Consider the following 17,314-nt stretch of genomic DNA (forward strand, 5'->3'; position numbering starts at 1 on the left):
AAATGAAGGCGATCTATCGGGAGATGTGCCCGAACTGCCTCGGTAGAATCTCCGATGAGAGGCTGATCAATAAAAACCCGTGCAGCGAATGTCTCGATGATACCGTCACCGCCGATTCTTATTTTGACCTCATCACTGCGGTTAGAAGCGCCCTGAAGCTCAAGGGCACGTTGAAGGAGTGGGACAGGATATACTCCCTTGAAAACGGACTGCGTGAAGTTGAGGAGTTCTTCGAAAAGGCCACCGGCTTCACCTTCTGGAGCGCCCAGAGAACCTGGGTTAAGAGGCTCCTGAAGGGCAGGAGCTTTTCAATCATAGCCCCCACGGGGATGGGAAAAAGCACCTTTGGGGCGTTCATGGCGGTCTGGCATGCGACCCGGGGGAAGAAGAGCTACATAGTCGTCCCGACAACGCCGCTGGTGGTTCAGACCGTCAGGAAGATTCGGAAGATAGCGGAGAATGCGGGCGTTGAGGTCAACCTCGCCTACTACCACGGCAACCTCCGGAAGAAGGAGAAGGAGGAGATGCTGGCCAGGATTCAGAACGGGGACTACGGGATACTCGTTACCAGCGCCCAGTGGATGGCCAGGAAGTTCGATGAGGTCCTGAAGGGCAGGCACTTCGATTTCATATTCGTCGATGACGTTGATGCGTTTCTCAAGGCCAGCAAGAACATAGACCGCTCCCTTTACCTCCTCGGTTTCAACGACGAGGTAATCGGAAAGGCCTGGGAGATAATTCGCCTTAAAAAGCAGATGTCCAAATACCTGAACGGACGCGCCAAGGACAGGGAGGAGAGGCTCAAGGAACTGAACGTCCAGATCTCCGAGCTCCAGCGTGAGATAGAGAAGTTCAAGCGCGAAAACCCGATCGGAATAATGATAATAGCCTCGGCCACGGGCTCGGCAAGGGGAGACAGGATAAAACTCTACCGCGAGCTCCTGGGTTTCGAGGTTGGAAGTGGAAGGAGCGCCCTCAGGAACGTCGCTGACAGCTACCTGAAGCCGAGCAAGGACATCAAGGAGCACGTGGAGGATCTTTTAACGATGCTCGGGAAGGGGGGCATAATATTTACCCCAATCGATCAGGGGTTGGGCTACGCCGAGGAGCTGGCCAATTATCTCCGCGAGCGCGGCTTCAGAATTGAACTCGTCAGCTCGAAGAACAAAAAGGCCATCGAACGCTTCGAGAACGGGGAGGCCGACTACCTCATCGGCTCCGCCACCTACTACGGCTCCCTCGTCCGCGGTCTTGACATGCCACACCTCATCCGCTACGCGATATTCACCGGTGTTCCCAAGTTCCGCTTCTCCATAGACCTCGAAAGGCCGACCATATACCGTGCCCTCGGCCTCCTCAGTGAGGTCATGGACTTTCTGAGCGATGAAGACAGGAAGCAGGCTGAGAAGCTCCATGCGAGGCTCAGGAGGCTCATAAGGAACATTCCCCAGTTTGAGCTCCTCAAGATAGAGGAGGCCCTCGCGGAGGGACTGCCGATAGAGAACGAGTTCCACAACCACGTCCTCGGCGTTTTCCGCGAGCTGGTCGAGTTCCTGAGGAAGGTTCTCAAGGACGAGGAGGTTCTCAGAAAGCTCGCCGAGGACCCGTTCATCAGTCTGAAAGAGGAAGGTGGCAGATGGTACATCGAAATCCCCGATGTCAGAACCTACATCCAGGCCACCGGAAGGACGAGCCGCCTGTTTGCCGGTGGAATCACCAAGGGACTGAGCGTCCTCCTTGTGGACAACGAGAAGGTCTTCAACGGTCTCCTCAGGCAGATGCGCTGGCGCTTCACGGAGTTCAAGATGGTGCCCTTCGAGGAGCTCGACCTTGACGAGGTTCTGAAGCAGATAGACGAGGACAGGGAGAAGGTTCGCCTTGTCATGGAGGGCAGGATAAGCGCCAAGGTCAAAGACCTGGTGAAATCAGCCCTCATGATAGTCGAGAGCCCCAACAAGGCCAGGACGATAGCCAACTTCTTCGGCCAGCCGAGCAAGACGAGGATAGGTGACCTGGTCGCCTACGAGGTGAGCATAGGAAACATGATGCTGACCATTCTGGCGAGCGGCGGGCACATGTTCGATCTCGTGACAAACGAGGGCTATCACGGCGTTCTTGTTGATGAGAAAGATGGTATGCTGAAGTTCATACCCGTCTACGACACCATAAAGCGCTGCCGCGACTGCGGTCATCAGTTCGTGGACTGGGAGGAGAAAGGCGTCTGTCCCCGCTGCGGCTCGACCAACGTCCGCGACGCCCTTCAGAACGTCAGGGCGATGCGCGAGCTCGCCCAGGAGGTTGATGAGATACTCATAGCGACGGACCCCGATACGGAGGGTGAGAAGATAGCCTGGGACATCATGAACGTCCTGAGTCCGTACACCCCGAACATCAAGCGCATAGAGTTCCACGAGGTCACGAGACCTGCCATAATGCGCGCTATTGAGGAGGCCAGGGATGTGAACGAGGGCCGTGTCAACGCGCAGATAGTGAGGCGCATAGAGGACAGGTGGATAGGCTTTGAGCTGAGCCAGGAACTCCAGCGTGTCTTTGAAAACCGCAACCTCTCCGCCGGAAGGGTTCAGACGCCGGTTCTCGGCTGGGTGATTGAGCGCTACAAGGAGTTCACCGAGAGCGAGACGTACTTCATGGGGCTGACCCTGGAGAACGACCTGCGCATAACCGTGGAGCTCGGAAAGGACGGCAAGAACGTTGAGCCGCCGGAATACGTCACTGTCGAGGAAGTTCAGCTGGAGGAGAGGGAGATCAACCCCTCGCCGCCGTACACCACGGACGCCATGCTTAAGGACGCCTCAACATTCCTCAAGCTCTCCGCGCCTGAGACGATGCGTTTGGCCCAGGATCTCTTCGAGGCGGGCCTCTGCGTGACTCCTGACACGATAGTCAGCCTCTCCGACGGAAGGCTGCTGAAAATCGAAGACGCCGTTAGGGGAAGGGAAGGAAACCTCCTGGCCGTGAACGGGCTGAAAGCCAAAGGCGCCGAGGCAACGAGGTTCTGGGAGGTAGAATGGGACGGACAGCTCAAGGTCGTGAGGCTCAAGAACGGCCACGAGATAAGGGCAACCCCCGACCACGGGCTCCTCGTACTCCGCGACGGGAAGCTCGGCTGGGTCTCCGCGAAGAACGTTCGGCCCGGGGACTACGTTGCCTTCGCCTACAACACCGGGCACGGTGGCAGTAGGGAGTACACCCTCTTGGGGCTTCTCATCGAGCTGGGGATAACGGACGTGATGGTTGAGCTGGAGGAGGGGTACTTTGATTCCAGGGTTGCCCCGCTGGTCAGGGATAGGGTGAAGACGAGCACGAGGTACAAGTACCTCCGCAACCGCGTCGTCCCGCTTGAGAAACTGCTCGAGTGGAAGGTTGAGGACTTCGAGCCCCACGTGGTCTCTCTCTACCGCCAGAGGGCGGGGAGCAAGAGGATCCCCAACTTCATGCTGGACGAGAACTTCTGGTACGTCTTCGGACTGGTCCTCGGGGACGGGACGCTCAGGGAGAGCAAGGTTCTAATCGCCCAAACACCGCTCAAGCAGGTCAGAAAAATCCTTGAGGAGACTTTCCCGTTCCTCCACGTCTTCGAAACTGCAGGCCAGGTCGGATTCTCGAACTCCATACTGGCCGAGCTCTTCAGACGCCTCGGTGCCCGCTCGGGTGAGCTTCACCCCCTCGTCTTCACCATCCCTGAGAGAATGCTCAACGCAATGATCGCCGGCTATTTCGACACCGATGGAACGTTTTCCCTGCTCCATGACAGAAAAGGGGTCAACTTCAGGGCGGTTCTCACCTCAAAGCGCGGGGATTTGCTGAGGAAGCTCAGCATTTATCTCCACCAGGTGGGGATCCTCAACTACCTAAAGCGGGACGAGAGGACGGGAATCTGGGATCTCATAATAAGCAACCGCAGTCTTGGCGTTTTCCGCGGGAAAATCTACCCGCACCTCAGGATAAGAAAAGCTCAGTTTGAAGGGACCTACTCCGCCTACTGCGGGACGAGGAAGCCCTTGGAGTCAGACCTCATACCGGTTGGAAACCTCGTGAAGGAACTGGCCTTCCCGGAAGGTGCCAAAACGAGACTCCTGAGGGAGGAGGGCATTGACGTCTGGAACTGGATGAAGAAACCCGGGTCAGTTCCGAGGGACAAGCTTGCCAGGGCCCTTGCCTACGCGGAGGAGAGTGAGGTCAAAGACTACCTGCGCTCCCTCGTGGAGGCCAACGTGACGTGGGTGAAGGTTATAGACGTCGATGAGGAGCACTACACCGGAAAGCTCTACGATTTCACGACGACGACGGAGAACTTCATAGCCAACGGCGCCGTTTCCCACAACTGCACGTACCACCGCACAGACTCCACTCACGTCAGCAACACGGGAATCGAGATAGCGAAGGAGTACATCACCCAGGAGATAGGTGAGGAGTACTTCAAGCCGAGGCCCTGGGGGGAAGAGGGAACCCATGAGGCCATAAGGCCGACCAGACCGATAGACACTGGCAGGCTGATGCAGTTAATCCGCGATGGAATCCTTCAGCTTCCGAAGAACCTCACCCGCAACCACTACAGGCTCTACGACATGATATTCAAGAAGTTCATGACGAGCCAGATGAAGGCTGCAAGGATAATCCATGAAAAGGCCATCATCGACGCGGGCATTGGAAAGACCGAGGTAGAGGGCTATGTTGAGGTCGTTGAGGAGGGCTGGACCCGGCTTAGGGGCCCGCCGATGAGGCAGCTGCCAAAGCTTGAGCCTGGAGCTAAGCTTAAGGTCGTCGAGGCCAAGAAGTGGAAGGCGCCCAAGGTTTCCCTCTACACCCAGGGCGACATAATAGCGCTGATGAAGGAGCGCAAGATCGGCCGGCCATCGACGTACGCGAAGATCGTTCAAACGCTCCTCCAGCGCTACTACGCCATTGAGACCCGCGGCAGAAAGAAACTGGTGCCGACGGACCAGGGCATCAAGGTTTATCACTATCTCATTAGTAAATATAAGGATCTCGTCAATGAGGACAAGACGCGGGGACTCGAGGAGCTGATGGACCGCATCGAGGAAGGCCGTGCGGATTATCAGGAGGTCCTAAACACACTTTATAGGGAGCTGCAGGGATATCTGGGGAATGGAAGGCCCCAGTGACTTTTGTTCTGGTTAACGTTTACCACTTTTTAATACTCTGTACTCTAACACTTTTGGTGATACTAATTTTGGGCTGCGCCTGTACGGAGGGTCAGGTTTTCTAGAATTTTGAGATACACGTGGAGACAAAAGGTTCTAGGGTGATTTTGCTCCCAAGTAAAACCAAAAATTTTAAAATCCCAATGTAGTAATGAGTTTGCATGTATACGCAACGGCAGTAACATCCTGGGAAGTCATCCCGGGGTAATCTTCGGGACATAACCGAAGACACTAACAACATTTGGAAAAAACTTATATGTGATGAAATCCAAATACAAAATAGAAAATGTGGTGGTGGTAAGAATGGTTAAGGACAGGATGGTTGAGCTCCTTCAGGAGCACTTTGAGTTGAACCTCTACGAGGCCAGGGCGTACGTGGCATTAGTCGGTTTTGGCGTCCTCACCCCTGCCGAGCTGGCCAGCGTTTCGGAGGTCCCGGCTCCGAGGACCTACGACGTCCTCAGGAGCCTTGAGAAGAAGGGCTTCGCCATCAGCCAGCCTGGCAAGGTGAACAAGTACAGGCCCGTCCACCCGCAGAACATCCTCGAGAAGTTCATCGAGGAGTGGCAGGAGCGCGTCGCCGAGGAGCTTGAGCTCAAGAAGAAGGCAAAGGAGGAGCTCCTCGAGCTCATGAGCCCGCTCATTGAGACCGAGATTCCGAAGTACGGTGTCGAGAAGGTCTGGGTCGTGAGGGGCATAAGGAACGCCACCCTCAAGACCAAGGAGATGTTCGAGGAGGTCAAGGAGCAGATCCTCCTGGCTGACGACGGTTACATAGCCATCAACCTTGAGAGCGACATCATCAAGGCCATTAACAACGGCGCCAAGGCCAGGATAATAGTCACCGAGAACGTCCTCCACAGGCTCGGCACCTCAAAGATAATGGACTACTACAAGGCCGGCAAGCTCGAGCTCAAGGTCATCGACAAGATTGAGCTCCCGATGCTCATCTGCGACGACGAGGTCTTCTTCGCCCTCGAGGACATGGCGGCAAGGTACTTCAACTACGAGACCCAGATATGGATCAAGGACTTCCGCGTCAAGGCCCTCTTCGAGGGCAAGTTCAACGAGTACTGGGAGCAGGCCAAGAAGGCCTGATTCCTCTTTTCCTTGTTCTTCATGTGCCTTTTTACTGCCCTACCTGCGTTAAGAAGAAAGGGGAGCTAACGCCTTCTGAGGATTAACGGAATCACTGCGAGCAAACTTATCAGCCCTGGTCCGCAGATGCCCTTTTTGGTTTCTTTCGTGCTGGTTTGTGTTTTCGTTGTACTGGGAGGCATCTCTGTTGTGCGGGCTGTGCCGTTGGTCTCAGCGGTCGTGCTGGTAGATGTGTTCACGTTAGCTTTCTCGCAGAGTGTCACGTTGACGATTTTAACATCGCCTGGAAACCAGAAACCCTGTATCAGACTGCCGTTTCCAGTTGCGTTCAGGTAAACGAGGGTGACATTTCTCGTAAGGTTGCCCTTTTTGAGAGTGAAGTAAACCGGGACGCTCGAATTCGCAACGATGGCCGGGCCTGGAGACCAGCTGCTCGCGCTTTTGCTGGAAGCTATCCAGAGGTCGCTCACGTTCGCGCGACCCCATTCTCCGGGACCCCAGGATTGCAGTTCAATCCTCCAGCCGTTAATCCCATTGCTAATTTTTCCCCGATGGAGCCAGAACCAACTGCTGACGTTTACCGGCTCAACGCAGAAGTTCCGAGTGTCAAACCTGTGAACCATGTCGACCTGGGAATAATCCGGGAGGTGGTACTCCATCTCCACGTACCAGCTCCCGTTGATGAACGTTGCTCTCCTGTAGATTATCCCCTCCGTGGGAACTCCTACCGCGGGAGTAAAGTTCAGCAGGTAAAGCCTGCCGCCATCGAAGAACAGGAGGTACTCGTGGCCGTAAAAGACCTCGGGCCAGCAGTCGGTCATGCCGCAGCTGACTCCCCACTGAAGGACTTCCAGATGAATTAAGGCATCGGTTCCGTTCGAGAGAACCGAGTATTTTACCTCGTAAAGGGGACTGGGCTCTTTTACGTAGTACGTTGCGGAAACAGGAAAGGTAAGGAAAAGGAGGAGGGTGATGAGGAGGATTACCATTCTATGCATTCTACCACCTCCTTTGAAGTTTTTTCAGTGCCGGGCCCGCCACGCTTAACAGAACGAGCAACCCTGGCCCGCAGATCCCGTTTTCACGTGATGTGGTGGTACCCCTGACTGGGAAGGCTTTAGTATCCACCTGACCTACTATGTCCTCCGTTTCCGACAGGTTATAGTTGCATACCATTTCGTTGAAATCTTGTTGAATTCTTATCTCAACAATCGTTTCGTTCTCAATCCCGAAAAGTATCGGCGCGTCCCGTATGGTGGTTCCCGCTGGAAGTCTTAACACCCGCTTATTAATTAACACAACCCCGTTCTTCGCCCCAAAAGCGGTGAGAGCAAAGAGAGAGGGGTTCATTCCTTCGGGTAGCCGGGCGATTTGTTGATTTCCGTCCAGTGAAAAGGTAAGGTTTCGTCCCTCAACCATCACGGGGCTTCCGTGGACGTTCCAGCGGGGGAGTTTGAAGGGTGAAACGTTCACGAGAGTTCCGTTGCAGGTTTTTAATGAAGTTCCGTTTGGATAGCTGATAAAGGAGCACTTCGAGACGGGCTCAAAACAGGTGCCGTTGAAGCGGTAGATCTCCTCCACCCGGACGTTTCTTGTGAAGGTAATATTCCTGGGCTCACCGTTAATGGTTACGGCGATGTTCTTGTACTGTTCTTTATACGTGGAGATTCTAACGGCGTAGAAGGTCCCGTCCAGGAAACCTGCCGGCATTGTCCAATCAAGGGGAGGGCCTGAACCACCTATCAAGAACGCCCTCCTCCCATCGGTCAGGATTAAGTAGGAATTCGCGGTGTCAACCCTGTTCACCCATTCGCCGGCTATCATCTCACAGGTGTAACTCCAGTGAAGAGCATTTATCAGGAGCCAGCCGTCTATCTGGAAGACCGAGCCAACGGAGTAAACTTCATAGGGGGAGCAATCTACGGAGGCTGCTGTGAGTGTGGGAAAAGCCAAAGGTGAGAGGGACAACACAAAGAAAAGGAGTGCAACTCGTCTATACATATGCCTCACCCAATCTTCTCGAAAAGCCTTTCATTTCGTCAATGACTCTGAGATCTACGCTGAAATAATAAGCAAGGTCTTTATATTTTCTATTGAGTACATCTTTTTGGGCTTTTAAATAATGGAAGGCTATCTCTTTTGCATCACATGTATACTGAATCAAGCACTCATGCGTAAACCTAGGACCACATCTTTCTATCAAGGGTTCTCTAAAATTTTCTTCTATGTGTGTTCGGGAGATATAGTTATAAAGAATGCTTCTGTCGACTTCCATCTCTATTGAAACATTACCCGGCATGTTGTCAATCCATTCAACTTTTTCGATGAGTTTCTGATAGGTATAGGGTACAGTGCCATACTTTTCGTTGAGTGTTGAATTCTGGTAATAGTTAGGCTGAACAAAGATGTAGTCAAAGTATCCTGCTAAACTCTGAATAGCGCAAAAGGAGGGATCATCCAAATACGTAACCCCTCTGTTACCCGTTGCCGGGATCCACATTAGTTCCTCCCCATGTCCGTGAACGTAATCATGAAGGCTCTGGATGAACTCCTCAGAAACGTTCTTGCCGTAGTTGCCGGTTTGAAGACAGCTCTCGTAACTCCAGTAAAAGCCCCTAAGGTCGCTGTTGTCAATGCTCAGAACACCATCAATCCAGCCCCTGTAGTATGAATCTGGGACGCTTGAAAAAGACGCTTGGGCTTGATCCCTCTGCTTACCATCGGGACGGTAAAATGGTATAGTAACGTAAAGCGACGTATCGACGCCCGGAGAGAGAACCCATTCTGCTAACTCTCTCCCGTCTTTGTATCCGTTAGAGTACATAAAACCACTGCAGTGAGAGTTACGCCCTTCACCATCTAGTATCACAATCCCCTCAAAACCCCTCTCCCTGAAGTCACCAGCGGTAGCCTTTCTGTCCCAGACAGTCATCCTCGACACGTAGTCAGAGCCGTCCCATCGAACCCACCATAGTGCGAACTTTGCCACGAGACATCACTATCACGAATACTACTTCGGTTTTATAAAAAGCTATTTGGATTTCTACCTGTCAAAATCACAACATTGTGAGTCAAAAATAAATGGTAAAAACCGATTACTCAAGCTTCAATATGAATTAAGAAATCGGGGGCTCAAACGTACTTGAACTCCTCCTCAAGCTCGTCCTTCTCCTTCAGCTTCCAGTAGAGCTTCCCATCCTTCTGGTAGCTCTCGACCTTGCCCTGTTCGACGAAGCGGAGCAGGTAGCGGCGCACCTCCATAGCGGGGATGCCGGTTTTTCCTGCTATCTCCTCGATGGTCTTGGGGCCATCGCCGAGGGCCTCCAGAACCTTTACATTCTTCATTCTCCTCCCTCCAGTTTCCGGTATCTTTCCAACAGTTCTATTATCTTTTCCATTGCCCTTAAATGTTTCTCCAGTTCGTCTATGTCCTCTGGGAGGGAGTTGGCGAGCTCGTTGAGCTTCTCCATCAGCCTCTCTTCAACGCCCTTCATTTCGGCTTTCTGCTGCTTCTTCCTGTGCTCGCAGACCGGGCAGAAGACTTTCCCGTCCTTCTCGAAGAGCGGTGAACCGCAGTTGGGGCAGTGCCTGTCGAGCATCTTGGCCCCCGAGAGCATGAGGGGCATTATTATATTCCGTATCTCCTCCTCCGTGGGCCCCCTGGCGCTCATTCAATCACCCCGTCAGGAGCTGGAACACCTCGACGAAGGCCTTTTTCCCGAGTCTCGAACGCCTTATCCTATCCGACACCTCTGCTATGTCAAAAGCGGCTATCCTGAAATTCCTTTTCACCTCTTCCAGCACCTCCATGAGCTCCTCAAGGGTCAGCTCACCGTGCTGGAAGCGGGCTATCCTGTACTCGGGCCGGAGAACGTCCATATCAACGGTCAGGTATATCTCCCCGCCGAGGTACCTCTTCGCCTCGTCGAGTATCTCGAGCAGGTCGTTTGTCTGGAGGTTCTTGTATGCCCTCCACTTCCCGCGGACTTTTCTGCTCCTCAGGAGGGCGGGGAATATCTTGACGCGCCGCGTCCACAGCTGCGTTCTCTCGGTGGTTGGTATCATGAGGACCGGGGCGAGGACGACGGCCCGGTTTACGAGGCGCTCCTCAAGGGTGTAGGCCAGCCACGAGCCGTGGTCGAGGTAGTCGTGCATCAGATCCGTGTGGGCATCGACGCTGATGAGTGACTGGGGCCTGAGCTTTTCAACTATTCCGTACGTGGCGAGGTGTTCGCCTATTATGTACGCGCCATCCTGGGGAATCCTCTCCGGCAGAAGTTCGACCCTGCTTGATTCAACTATCATGTAATCCTCTATGAGCTTGTTCCGTTTGAGGAGCTGGAGAACGTAGAGAACGCCGTCGCGGTTGGGTTTTTCGCCGAAGGGAATGAACGTCACCATTTGATTCCACCGACCGGTGTTGGCGCTCGGGCTTTTAAACCTTGGCGATGTGTTTGGACATTTAAATGTTAATTCGCGACGCCAAAGTTTAAAAAGTAGCGTTCTGAGGTTAAATCGAAAACTCTTCGGAGGCGAGGAGATGATACTTCAGGTTGCCCTTGATCTAACTGACATTGAGCAGGCCATTTCTATCGCGGAGAAGGCCGCCCGCGGCGGTGCCCACTGGCTCGAGGTTGGAACCCCGCTCATCAAGAAGGAAGGCATGCGCGCGGTTGAGCTTCTCAAGAGGCGCTTCCCGGACAGGAAGATCGTCGCCGACCTCAAGACCATGGACACCGGCGCCCTTGAGGTCGAGATGGCCGCGCGCCACGGTGCCGATGTCGTTTCTATTCTCGGTGTCACCGATGACAAGACGATAAAGGACGCGGTTGATGTCGCAAGGCGCTATGGAATCCGGGTCATGGTTGACCTCATAGGCGTCAAGGACAAGGTCAAGCGCGCCAAGGAGCTCGAAAAGATGGGCGTTCACTACATCCTCGTTCATACTGGCATAGACGAGCAGGTTCAGGGCAAGAGCCCGCTGGAGGACCTGGAGAAGGTTGTTAAAGCCGTCAGCGTCCCCGTTGCCGTCGCCGGCGGGCTGAACCTCCAGACCATACCGAAGGTCATTGAGCTGGGCGCCACGATAATAATCGTCGGAGGCGCGATAACCAAGGCTGAGAAACCTGAGGAAGTCACCAGAAAGATAATCGACCTCTTCTGGGGAGAGTACATGATGACGATAAGGAAGGCCATGACCGACATAATCGATCACATAGGCAACGTCGCTGAGAAGCTCAAGATAGAGCAGGTTCGCGGCTTCGTTGATGCCATGATTGGAGCGAACAAGATATTCATCTACGGCGCAGGAAGGAGCGGCCTCGTCGGTAAGGCCTTCGCGATGAGGCTCATGCACCTCGACTTCAACGTTTACGTCGTCGGCGAAACGATAACCCCCGCCTTCGAGCCAGGAGACCTGCTCATAGCCATCAGCGGTTCCGGTGAGACCAAGAGCATAGTTGACGCCGCCCAGATAGCCAGGGCCCAGGGTGGAAAGGTCGTTGCAATAACATCCTATGCGAACTCGACCCTTGGAAAGCTCGCGGATGTGGTCGTTGAGGTGCCAGGCAGAACGAAGAGTGACGTTCCGACCGACTACATCGCCCGCCAGATGCTCACCAAGTACAAGTGGATAGCCCCGATGGGAACCCTCTTCGAGGACTCGACCATGATATTCCTCGACGGAGTCATAGCACTCCTCATGGCCACCTTCCAGAAGACGGAGAAGGACATGAAGAAGAAGCACGCAACCCTTGAGTGAAGGTGGACCGAAAAGGATATGAACGGCCTTTCCTATTCCCTTTTTAGGGGTCGTCATGCAGTCCTTTACCCATCTTTTCGTTGGAATAGGCGGCACGGGCGCGCGGATAGTCAACAGCATAACCGCTGATGGGATAGTCAAGGTGACCGTTAACCCCGCCTACTATCTCCTCTCGAACTCCGGGAGGTACGAGGAGCGGCTCCGGAACTTCTTTTCCCGGCTTCCTAAGGATACTTTCCTCTGGCTCGTGTTTGAGGATAAGGACGTGAATCACGAACTGGGGGAGATTATAATAGAGAGCGCACCCCGGGACACGATAAGGCTCGCCTACGTTCTCACCCCCAGAAAAGAGCTTGTAGATGAGAAAAAACCCTCATGGGCACGCGATTTTGAGACCGTTTTTTACGATTCCCTCTGGGACTTCTTCACCGACGAGAGCGTCTCCCTCCAGGATGCGTTCCAGGGGGCCTCCGCCGGCATAGCGGAGATGTTCTCGCGGCTCTATTACTATCTGGAGAGCCAGATGCTGGTGAACATCGACTACGCCGACCTGTTCAACATGATCCGCGGCGGCAACGTCGGAATCCTGCGTCTCCTCCGGGAGGTTGACTTTACCTGGCACTGGGGCATCTGGGAGCGCGGACTGATAGGCATCCTCGTGGGGAACGACTTCCCCCTCCGGGGCGCCCACAGTATACTTCACAGCTTCCAGGAGATACTCTCCGAGAAGGATGTGATCTGGGGGATTATAACCGATGAGAACCTCGACGGCAGGGTTGAGATACTCTCCCTGCTCGTCAAGAAGTGGTAGGTGGTAAAATGAGGGCGGTTCTTTTCGACATCGACGGGACTCTGCTGACCGAGATGCCGCTGATTCAGCTGTTCCTCCCGCAGGTTTATGACAGACTCTCGAGGCGGTTTGGAATCAGCAAGGACGAAGCCAGAGAGCGGTTCCTGGGCGAGATATTCGGGAGGAGGGACACCTACGACTGGCACGACTGGAACTTCTTCTTCAGGCTCTTTGACCTCGACCTCCAATACGAAGAGCTCCTGGAGAGATACCCTCACAAGCTCCACGTCTATCCGGATACGATCCCCGTGCTTGAGTGGCTGCGGGAGAGCGGTTATAAGCTTGGGGCCGTTACCAGCGGGCCCGAGTACCAGCGGCTCAAGCTGAGGCTCACCGGTCTGCTGGACTACTTCGACGCTGTCGTTACCCGGGAGGATGTCAGGGCAATAAAACCCGAGCCCAAAATATTCCTCTACGCCCTGGAGAAGCTGGGCGTCGAGCCCGGGGAGGCGGTCATGGTGGGTGATTCCCTGAGCCAGGACGTTTACGGGGCCAAGAACGTGGGTATGGTGGCGGTCTGGATAAACCGGGATGGCGACGAGGATTACAACATGGCGGACTACGAGATTAGAACGCTTCACGAGCTGAGAAAAGTGCTGGGGGGATTGGAATGAGGGAGGTATTCAACGCTGAGGGAGTTTTTGTCAGGTATCGGGAGAGCAGGGTGAAGCTGGAGAACGGCCACGAACTGACCCACAGGAGTGAGGAGCCGACGGAGCTCTGGTGGAGGCTTAAAGAGGCGGTAAAGGGCAGAAAGGTTAGGATAGTTGTCTACGAACTCGAGGAATGAGACATGATAGCACATCTGATAAACACTGACGTTGGGAACAGGGGGGTTCTGAGGGTATACCTCGACTACCGCCGGGAGAACCCCAATTTTTTACATAATTCTGCAAAACTGTTTTTGGATAATTATGAACGCGTTCTCATCGTCACGGGCTTTCCCATACCGCCGGAGATGCGGGCAGAAACCGACGGCCCGCCGGGAACACTGGCCCTGACGAAGGCAGTTGAGACCCTGGGAGGCACTGCAGAGGTGCTTACTTATCCGGAGGTAAAGACTGCCCTGGAACCCTTCGGCATCAGGTTCACAGACGAACCGGAGATAGGGGACTACTCCCTCGTGATAGCGGTTGAGACCCCAGGCAGGGCCGCAGATGGGAGGTACTACTCAATGAGCGCCATGGAGATCACGAGAGAAGCCTTTGATTGGGCGGTTCTTAGGGCGAAGGACATTGGAGTTCCGACGATTGGGATAGGCGACGGGGGCAACGAGGCGGGCATGGGGAACATACGGGACCTCGTCGTCCGATACGTGCCCCACGGGGAGAGGATAGCGAGCACCGTTGAGACCGATGAGCTGATACTCTCCGCCGTCTCAAACTGGGGGGCCTACGGGCTCGTGGCTCAGGCGTCAATAGAGTTCGGACGGGAGCTCCTCCCCGGATGGGATGAGAAGACGATAGTTAGAATAATCTCAAAGCTCGGCCTTATAGACGGGGTCTCCAAAACCCAGACACCGACGGTTGATGGGATAAGCCTCGACATCCACGATAGAATCGTTGAGCTTTTAAACGCCGTTGTAAACGAGGCCCTAAGGTGATGGGATGAGGCTCGAGGAGTTCATCGGTGATGGAAATTCAATCAGACTCATAGAACGGACCCGCGATTATGCCAGGCACTTCTTTGAACGGGAGGGAACCCACGGCTTCAGCCACGTGGAGCGGGTGCTCAATCTGTGCCTCCACATCGGGAGGGAGGAGGGGGCGGACCTGGAGACCCTGGCCCTCGCGGCCCTCCTCCACGACGTGGCAAGGCCACTTGAGAGCGCTGGAAGGGTTGAAGACCACGCCGCTGAAGGGGCCAGGATAGCGATGCACTACCTCAGAAGCCTCGGGTACCCCGAGGAGAAGGTTGAGGCGGTTGCCCACGCCATAGAGGCCCACCGCTTCTCCAGCGGCCCGGAGCCAAGAACCCTCGAGGCAAAGATACTCAGCGACGCCGACAAGCTCGATGCGATCGGTGCGATAGGGATAGCGAGGGTCTTCATGTACTCCGGCGAGCACGGAAGGAGCATCGAGGATTCCCTGGAGCACTTCGAGGAAAAGATACTGAAGCTGAAGGATTTGATGTACACCGAAACCGCGAGGAGGATGGCCGAGGAGAGGCATCGCTTCACCGAGGAATTCATCGAGCGCATAAGGCGCGAGATAGAGGGCGAAATCTGAACCTCCTTTCGGCTTTTTCTTCCATAATAAGGTTTTTAAAGGACTTCCAGAATTAAGGGTTAGCCCGTTTAAGGTCATTCTTAGGTGAGGAGGTGAGGATATGAAGGCGCCGATCTGTGAGGTGTGTTTGAAGACCGACGACATTCTGTGCCCGGCTGACGAGAAAAAGCTCCAGGACGGGGTTATTTCCGAGCTGGATGTTAAAGTTGCGAGACTCCTTTACAGGCTCATCGGAGACGCTGACATGGAGTTTAAGAAGGCCGTTGAAGCCGGTGACCTCATAGTCATCGTGGTTGGCGAGGGAGACGTCCCGATAACCATCGGCAAGGGCGGCAAGAACATCAAGGCCCTCATGAGGGAGCTTGGAAAGAGGATACGCGTCATTGAAGCCGTGGAGGTCACGGGGACCGACGATGTCAAGAAGCTTGCCACCGACCTCCTCTACCCTGCGGGCGTCTTCGGGGTCAACATCGTTTACAAGCCAGGAGGGGGAACCTACTACAAGGTCCTCGTCATGGGAAGGGACAGGAAGAAGCTCCCCGAAAAGGCCGACGTCCTGGAGAGCATACTCTCCCAGATAACCGGGGCCGAGGTAAAGATAAACTTTATTTGATGTTCTTTTCTGTTCCTCCGTTTGTTTCTCCTGGTATGTAGGGATTAGTGTGAATATTATACTTCCTATAATTTTCTACTTTTGTTTTCAACTTTGAGTTTACGAAATTCTTTTAAGTCTGGATTATTTGTCCATGATTGAAACCTTCCGGAGGTGGTAAGATTGAACCGCCGGATGGTTGGAGCTTTAATTCTCCTGCTCGTGTTGACACTGCCCGGAGCCGCGGCTCTCTCCCTGCCGTGGTCCGGGCTTCCTGTCTTTGGGACAAGTTCGGGAGCGTATCCAATCCACCTCAACGGCGTTGAGCAGAGCGGGAACATTGCGGTCGTTACCTGGAATGTTCCACCGAACTGTTTGACTGGCTACGGAACGGTCCTCATCAGCAAGGATGGGGAGAGAATCACCGAGCGTGTCAGCCTTGGCCGGCTGAAGCCCTGGGGCAAGAAGGTGGCGGTCTTCCTCAACGTCAGGGAGCCGGTTTACGTTAAACTGCGTATTTCCTCTGGAAACGGCATCTTCATGAGTTCATGGGTAAGGCTAACACCGGAATCCACGCCGAGATTCTTCCCAACCGGCTACACGGTAACCTATCCTGCGCAGAAAGGAGAGATAAGGCCTCAATTCTTTCAGGCTATAGGTGCGTTAATAGTCATCGGGCTAACGGTGTGGGATGCTTATGATACTTACAAGACGTGCAGGGATTACGGCACGGATTCAATGGAGTGTAAGGTTCAGGGAACACTCTTCATCGTTGGCGTTGCAGTCCCGGGTGATGAGGAATTAAAACTCGTCTCAAAGCTCGGCAAGAAGTTCGGAGTGACGGATGACATTTACAGGATTCTCAGGAAGGCCAAAATAATAAACCATGCCGACGAAGTGGTTGAAAGGTTCACCCACATCTTCGATGACATCGTCAAGCACGGCGATGATGCCGCGAAGGCCCTCGACGACCTCACCAGGGCTGGAGTTTCAACGGAGGCGGTTGAAGAGGCCGTTAAGCGCGGGGCAACGATAAAAGGAGTGAAGGAAGGAATTGAGAGGTTTGCAGAGAAGTCTTCATCCTTCATAGTCAAGAACAGCGGAAAGGAGTATACAGTCGTCCTTGAGAAGGGAACTGAACCCGAGAGAAGCGGACTGCTTCACGCCTTCCTGAGGCACGTGTGGGGATATGAGATGGACATAATTAAGAGCCGTGCAAAAACCAAGATTACAACCTTCTGGCCGTTGGGCCAGAAAATCGTTGATCCCAAAACTGGAAGGGTTGTCCAGCTTCCAAAAGTCTTCAGGGACGAGGAAGGGCTCAGAGAGTTCCTTGATGAAGTACTGGAGAGGGCACTCCAGAAGGAAGAGTACTACACAGAATTTAGGGGACAGAGCTTTGTGAAGCTAAGGGTTAACCTGAATGAACTCGGCATGCACATAGACGGAATAGATGTGGTAGAGTTCCAGTTCTCATACAACCAAGCTAAGGGTGCCTATCAACTTATTACAGCATATCCCTCAAAAGGCAAGAAGGTTTTAGGGTACGTGTGGGACAGAGAAAAACAATCTGGTAGATGGATACGCATGGGGTGACTT

Annotated in this window: 16 protein-coding genes; 10 read left to right on the plus strand and 6 right to left on the minus strand. The window is 54.0% G+C overall.

Annotated elements, in window-relative coordinates:
- Nucleotides 1-2 precede the first annotated feature (2 nt).
- Together rgy and trmBL2 are read left to right on the plus strand one after the other, a co-directional pair.
- On the plus strand, nucleotides 3-5,147 hold the full coding sequence (gene rgy / locus E3E42_RS07860) for a reverse gyrase (protein WP_167903854.1): 5,145 nt from the start codon (nucleotides 3-5) through the stop codon (nucleotides 5,145-5,147).
- 342 nt (nucleotides 5,148-5,489) lie between these two features.
- Nucleotides 5,490-6,284 carry an HTH-type transcriptional regulator TrmBL2 gene (gene trmBL2, locus E3E42_RS07865; protein WP_167904043.1) on the plus strand — a complete coding sequence of 265 codons (795 nt, stop codon included), beginning with the start codon at nucleotides 5,490-5,492 and terminating at the stop codon, nucleotides 6,282-6,284.
- A gap of 65 nt (nucleotides 6,285-6,349) precedes the next feature.
- Here trmBL2 and E3E42_RS07870 read toward each other — a convergent pair whose 3' ends face one another.
- The 6 genes from E3E42_RS07870 to E3E42_RS07895 all read right to left on the minus strand — a co-directional run bounded on the left by E3E42_RS07870 (nucleotide 6,350) and on the right by E3E42_RS07895 (nucleotide 10,685).
- Nucleotides 6,350-7,282, minus strand: coding sequence for a CGP-CTERM sorting domain-containing protein (locus E3E42_RS07870; protein ID WP_167903855.1), 933 nt, complete (start codon nucleotides 7,280-7,282; stop codon nucleotides 6,350-6,352).
- Between the two features lies 1 nt (nucleotide 7,283).
- Nucleotides 7,284-8,285 carry a hypothetical protein gene (locus E3E42_RS07875; protein WP_167903856.1) on the minus strand — a complete coding sequence of 334 codons (1,002 nt, stop codon included), beginning with the start codon at nucleotides 8,283-8,285 and terminating at the stop codon, nucleotides 7,284-7,286.
- On the minus strand, nucleotides 8,278-9,273 hold the full coding sequence (locus E3E42_RS07880; protein ID WP_370519633.1) for a DUF4855 domain-containing protein: 996 nt from the start codon (nucleotides 9,271-9,273) through the stop codon (nucleotides 8,278-8,280). The genes E3E42_RS07875 and E3E42_RS07880 overlap by 8 nt, the downstream gene beginning before the upstream one ends.
- Before the next feature lie 143 nt (nucleotides 9,274-9,416).
- Complete coding sequence (locus E3E42_RS07885; RefSeq protein ID WP_139680371.1) at nucleotides 9,417-9,629, minus strand: helix-turn-helix domain-containing protein; 213 nt, start codon at nucleotides 9,627-9,629, stop codon at nucleotides 9,417-9,419.
- Nucleotides 9,626-9,955 carry an Sjogren's syndrome/scleroderma autoantigen 1 family protein gene (locus E3E42_RS07890; RefSeq protein ID WP_058939243.1) on the minus strand — a complete coding sequence of 110 codons (330 nt, stop codon included), beginning with the start codon at nucleotides 9,953-9,955 and terminating at the stop codon, nucleotides 9,626-9,628. The genes E3E42_RS07885 and E3E42_RS07890 overlap by 4 nt, the downstream gene beginning before the upstream one ends.
- 4 nt (nucleotides 9,956-9,959) lie before the next feature.
- On the minus strand, nucleotides 9,960-10,685 hold the full coding sequence (locus E3E42_RS07895; RefSeq protein ID WP_167903857.1) for an arginase family protein: 726 nt from the start codon (nucleotides 10,683-10,685) through the stop codon (nucleotides 9,960-9,962).
- A 139-nt stretch (nucleotides 10,686-10,824) separates the two neighbouring features.
- Here E3E42_RS07895 and hxlAB point away from each other — a divergent pair, with 139 nt between their 5' ends.
- The 8 genes from hxlAB to E3E42_RS12025 all read left to right on the plus strand — a co-directional run bounded on the left by hxlAB (nucleotide 10,825) and on the right by E3E42_RS12025 (nucleotide 17,311).
- Nucleotides 10,825-12,045, plus strand: coding sequence for a bifunctional 3-hexulose-6-phosphate synthase/6-phospho-3-hexuloisomerase (gene hxlAB / locus E3E42_RS07900; protein WP_167903859.1), 1,221 nt, complete (start codon nucleotides 10,825-10,827; stop codon nucleotides 12,043-12,045).
- A 55-nt stretch (nucleotides 12,046-12,100) separates the two neighbouring features.
- Complete coding sequence (locus E3E42_RS07905) at nucleotides 12,101-12,856, plus strand: hypothetical protein (RefSeq protein WP_167903861.1); 756 nt, start codon at nucleotides 12,101-12,103, stop codon at nucleotides 12,854-12,856.
- Between the two features lie 8 nt (nucleotides 12,857-12,864).
- Nucleotides 12,865-13,509: a TIGR02253 family HAD-type hydrolase gene (locus E3E42_RS07910; RefSeq protein WP_167903863.1), complete on the plus strand. Its 645-nt coding sequence runs from the start codon at nucleotides 12,865-12,867 to the stop codon at nucleotides 13,507-13,509.
- A complete protein-coding gene (locus tag E3E42_RS07915; protein WP_167903864.1) occupies nucleotides 13,506-13,685 on the plus strand; it encodes a hypothetical protein in 180 nt (59 codons plus the stop codon). The genes E3E42_RS07910 and E3E42_RS07915 overlap by 4 nt, the downstream gene beginning before the upstream one ends.
- A 3-nt stretch (nucleotides 13,686-13,688) precedes the next feature.
- On the plus strand, nucleotides 13,689-14,498 hold the full coding sequence (locus tag E3E42_RS07920; protein WP_167903865.1) for a glutamate cyclase domain-containing protein: 810 nt from the start codon (nucleotides 13,689-13,691) through the stop codon (nucleotides 14,496-14,498).
- Nucleotides 14,499-14,502: 4 nt separating this feature from the next.
- The gene (locus E3E42_RS07925; RefSeq protein WP_167903866.1) at nucleotides 14,503-15,123 is read left to right on the plus strand and encodes an HD domain-containing protein; all 621 of its coding nucleotides are present in this window, start codon (nucleotides 14,503-14,505) and stop codon (nucleotides 15,121-15,123) included.
- 100 nt (nucleotides 15,124-15,223) lie between these two features.
- Nucleotides 15,224-15,736, plus strand: coding sequence for a KH domain-containing protein (locus E3E42_RS07930; protein WP_139680362.1), 513 nt, complete (start codon nucleotides 15,224-15,226; stop codon nucleotides 15,734-15,736).
- Between the two features lie 162 nt (nucleotides 15,737-15,898).
- A complete protein-coding gene (locus E3E42_RS12025; RefSeq protein WP_240913669.1) occupies nucleotides 15,899-17,311 on the plus strand; it encodes a hypothetical protein in 1,413 nt (470 codons plus the stop codon).
- Nucleotides 17,312-17,314: the final 3 nt, after the last annotated feature.

The organism is Thermococcus sp. JdF3 (genome assembly GCF_012027495.1).
Classification (GTDB): domain Archaea; phylum Methanobacteriota_B; class Thermococci; order Thermococcales; family Thermococcaceae; genus Thermococcus.

Excerpts from the sequence above, each read along its gene's own strand:
- E3E42_RS07895 (WP_167903857.1), bottom strand. The coding sequence starts at position 10,685 with ATGGTGACGTTCATTCCCTTCGGCGAAAAACCCAACCGCGACGGCGTT.
- hxlAB (WP_167903859.1), top strand. The coding sequence starts at position 10,825 with ATGATACTTCAGGTTGCCCTTGATCTAACTGACATTGAGCAGGCCATT.
- E3E42_RS07920 (WP_167903865.1), top strand. The coding sequence starts at position 13,689 with ATGATAGCACATCTGATAAACACTGACGTTGGGAACAGGGGGGTTCTG.
- E3E42_RS07930 (WP_139680362.1), top strand. The coding sequence starts at position 15,224 with ATGAAGGCGCCGATCTGTGAGGTGTGTTTGAAGACCGACGACATTCTG.
- E3E42_RS07890 (WP_058939243.1), bottom strand. The coding sequence starts at position 9,955 with ATGAGCGCCAGGGGGCCCACGGAGGAGGAGATACGGAATATAATAATG.
- rgy (WP_167903854.1), top strand. The coding sequence starts at position 3 with ATGAAGGCGATCTATCGGGAGATGTGCCCGAACTGCCTCGGTAGAATC.
- E3E42_RS07910 (WP_167903863.1), top strand. The coding sequence starts at position 12,865 with ATGAGGGCGGTTCTTTTCGACATCGACGGGACTCTGCTGACCGAGATG.
- E3E42_RS07875 (WP_167903856.1), bottom strand. The coding sequence starts at position 8,285 with ATGTATAGACGAGTTGCACTCCTTTTCTTTGTGTTGTCCCTCTCACCT.
- E3E42_RS07870 (WP_167903855.1), bottom strand. The coding sequence starts at position 7,282 with ATGCATAGAATGGTAATCCTCCTCATCACCCTCCTCCTTTTCCTTACC.
- E3E42_RS07905 (WP_167903861.1), top strand. The coding sequence starts at position 12,101 with ATGCAGTCCTTTACCCATCTTTTCGTTGGAATAGGCGGCACGGGCGCG.
- trmBL2 (WP_167904043.1), top strand. The coding sequence starts at position 5,490 with ATGGTTAAGGACAGGATGGTTGAGCTCCTTCAGGAGCACTTTGAGTTG.
- E3E42_RS07925 (WP_167903866.1), top strand. The coding sequence starts at position 14,503 with ATGAGGCTCGAGGAGTTCATCGGTGATGGAAATTCAATCAGACTCATA.
- E3E42_RS07885 (WP_139680371.1), bottom strand. The coding sequence starts at position 9,629 with ATGAAGAATGTAAAGGTTCTGGAGGCCCTCGGCGATGGCCCCAAGACC.
- E3E42_RS07915 (WP_167903864.1), top strand. The coding sequence starts at position 13,506 with ATGAGGGAGGTATTCAACGCTGAGGGAGTTTTTGTCAGGTATCGGGAG.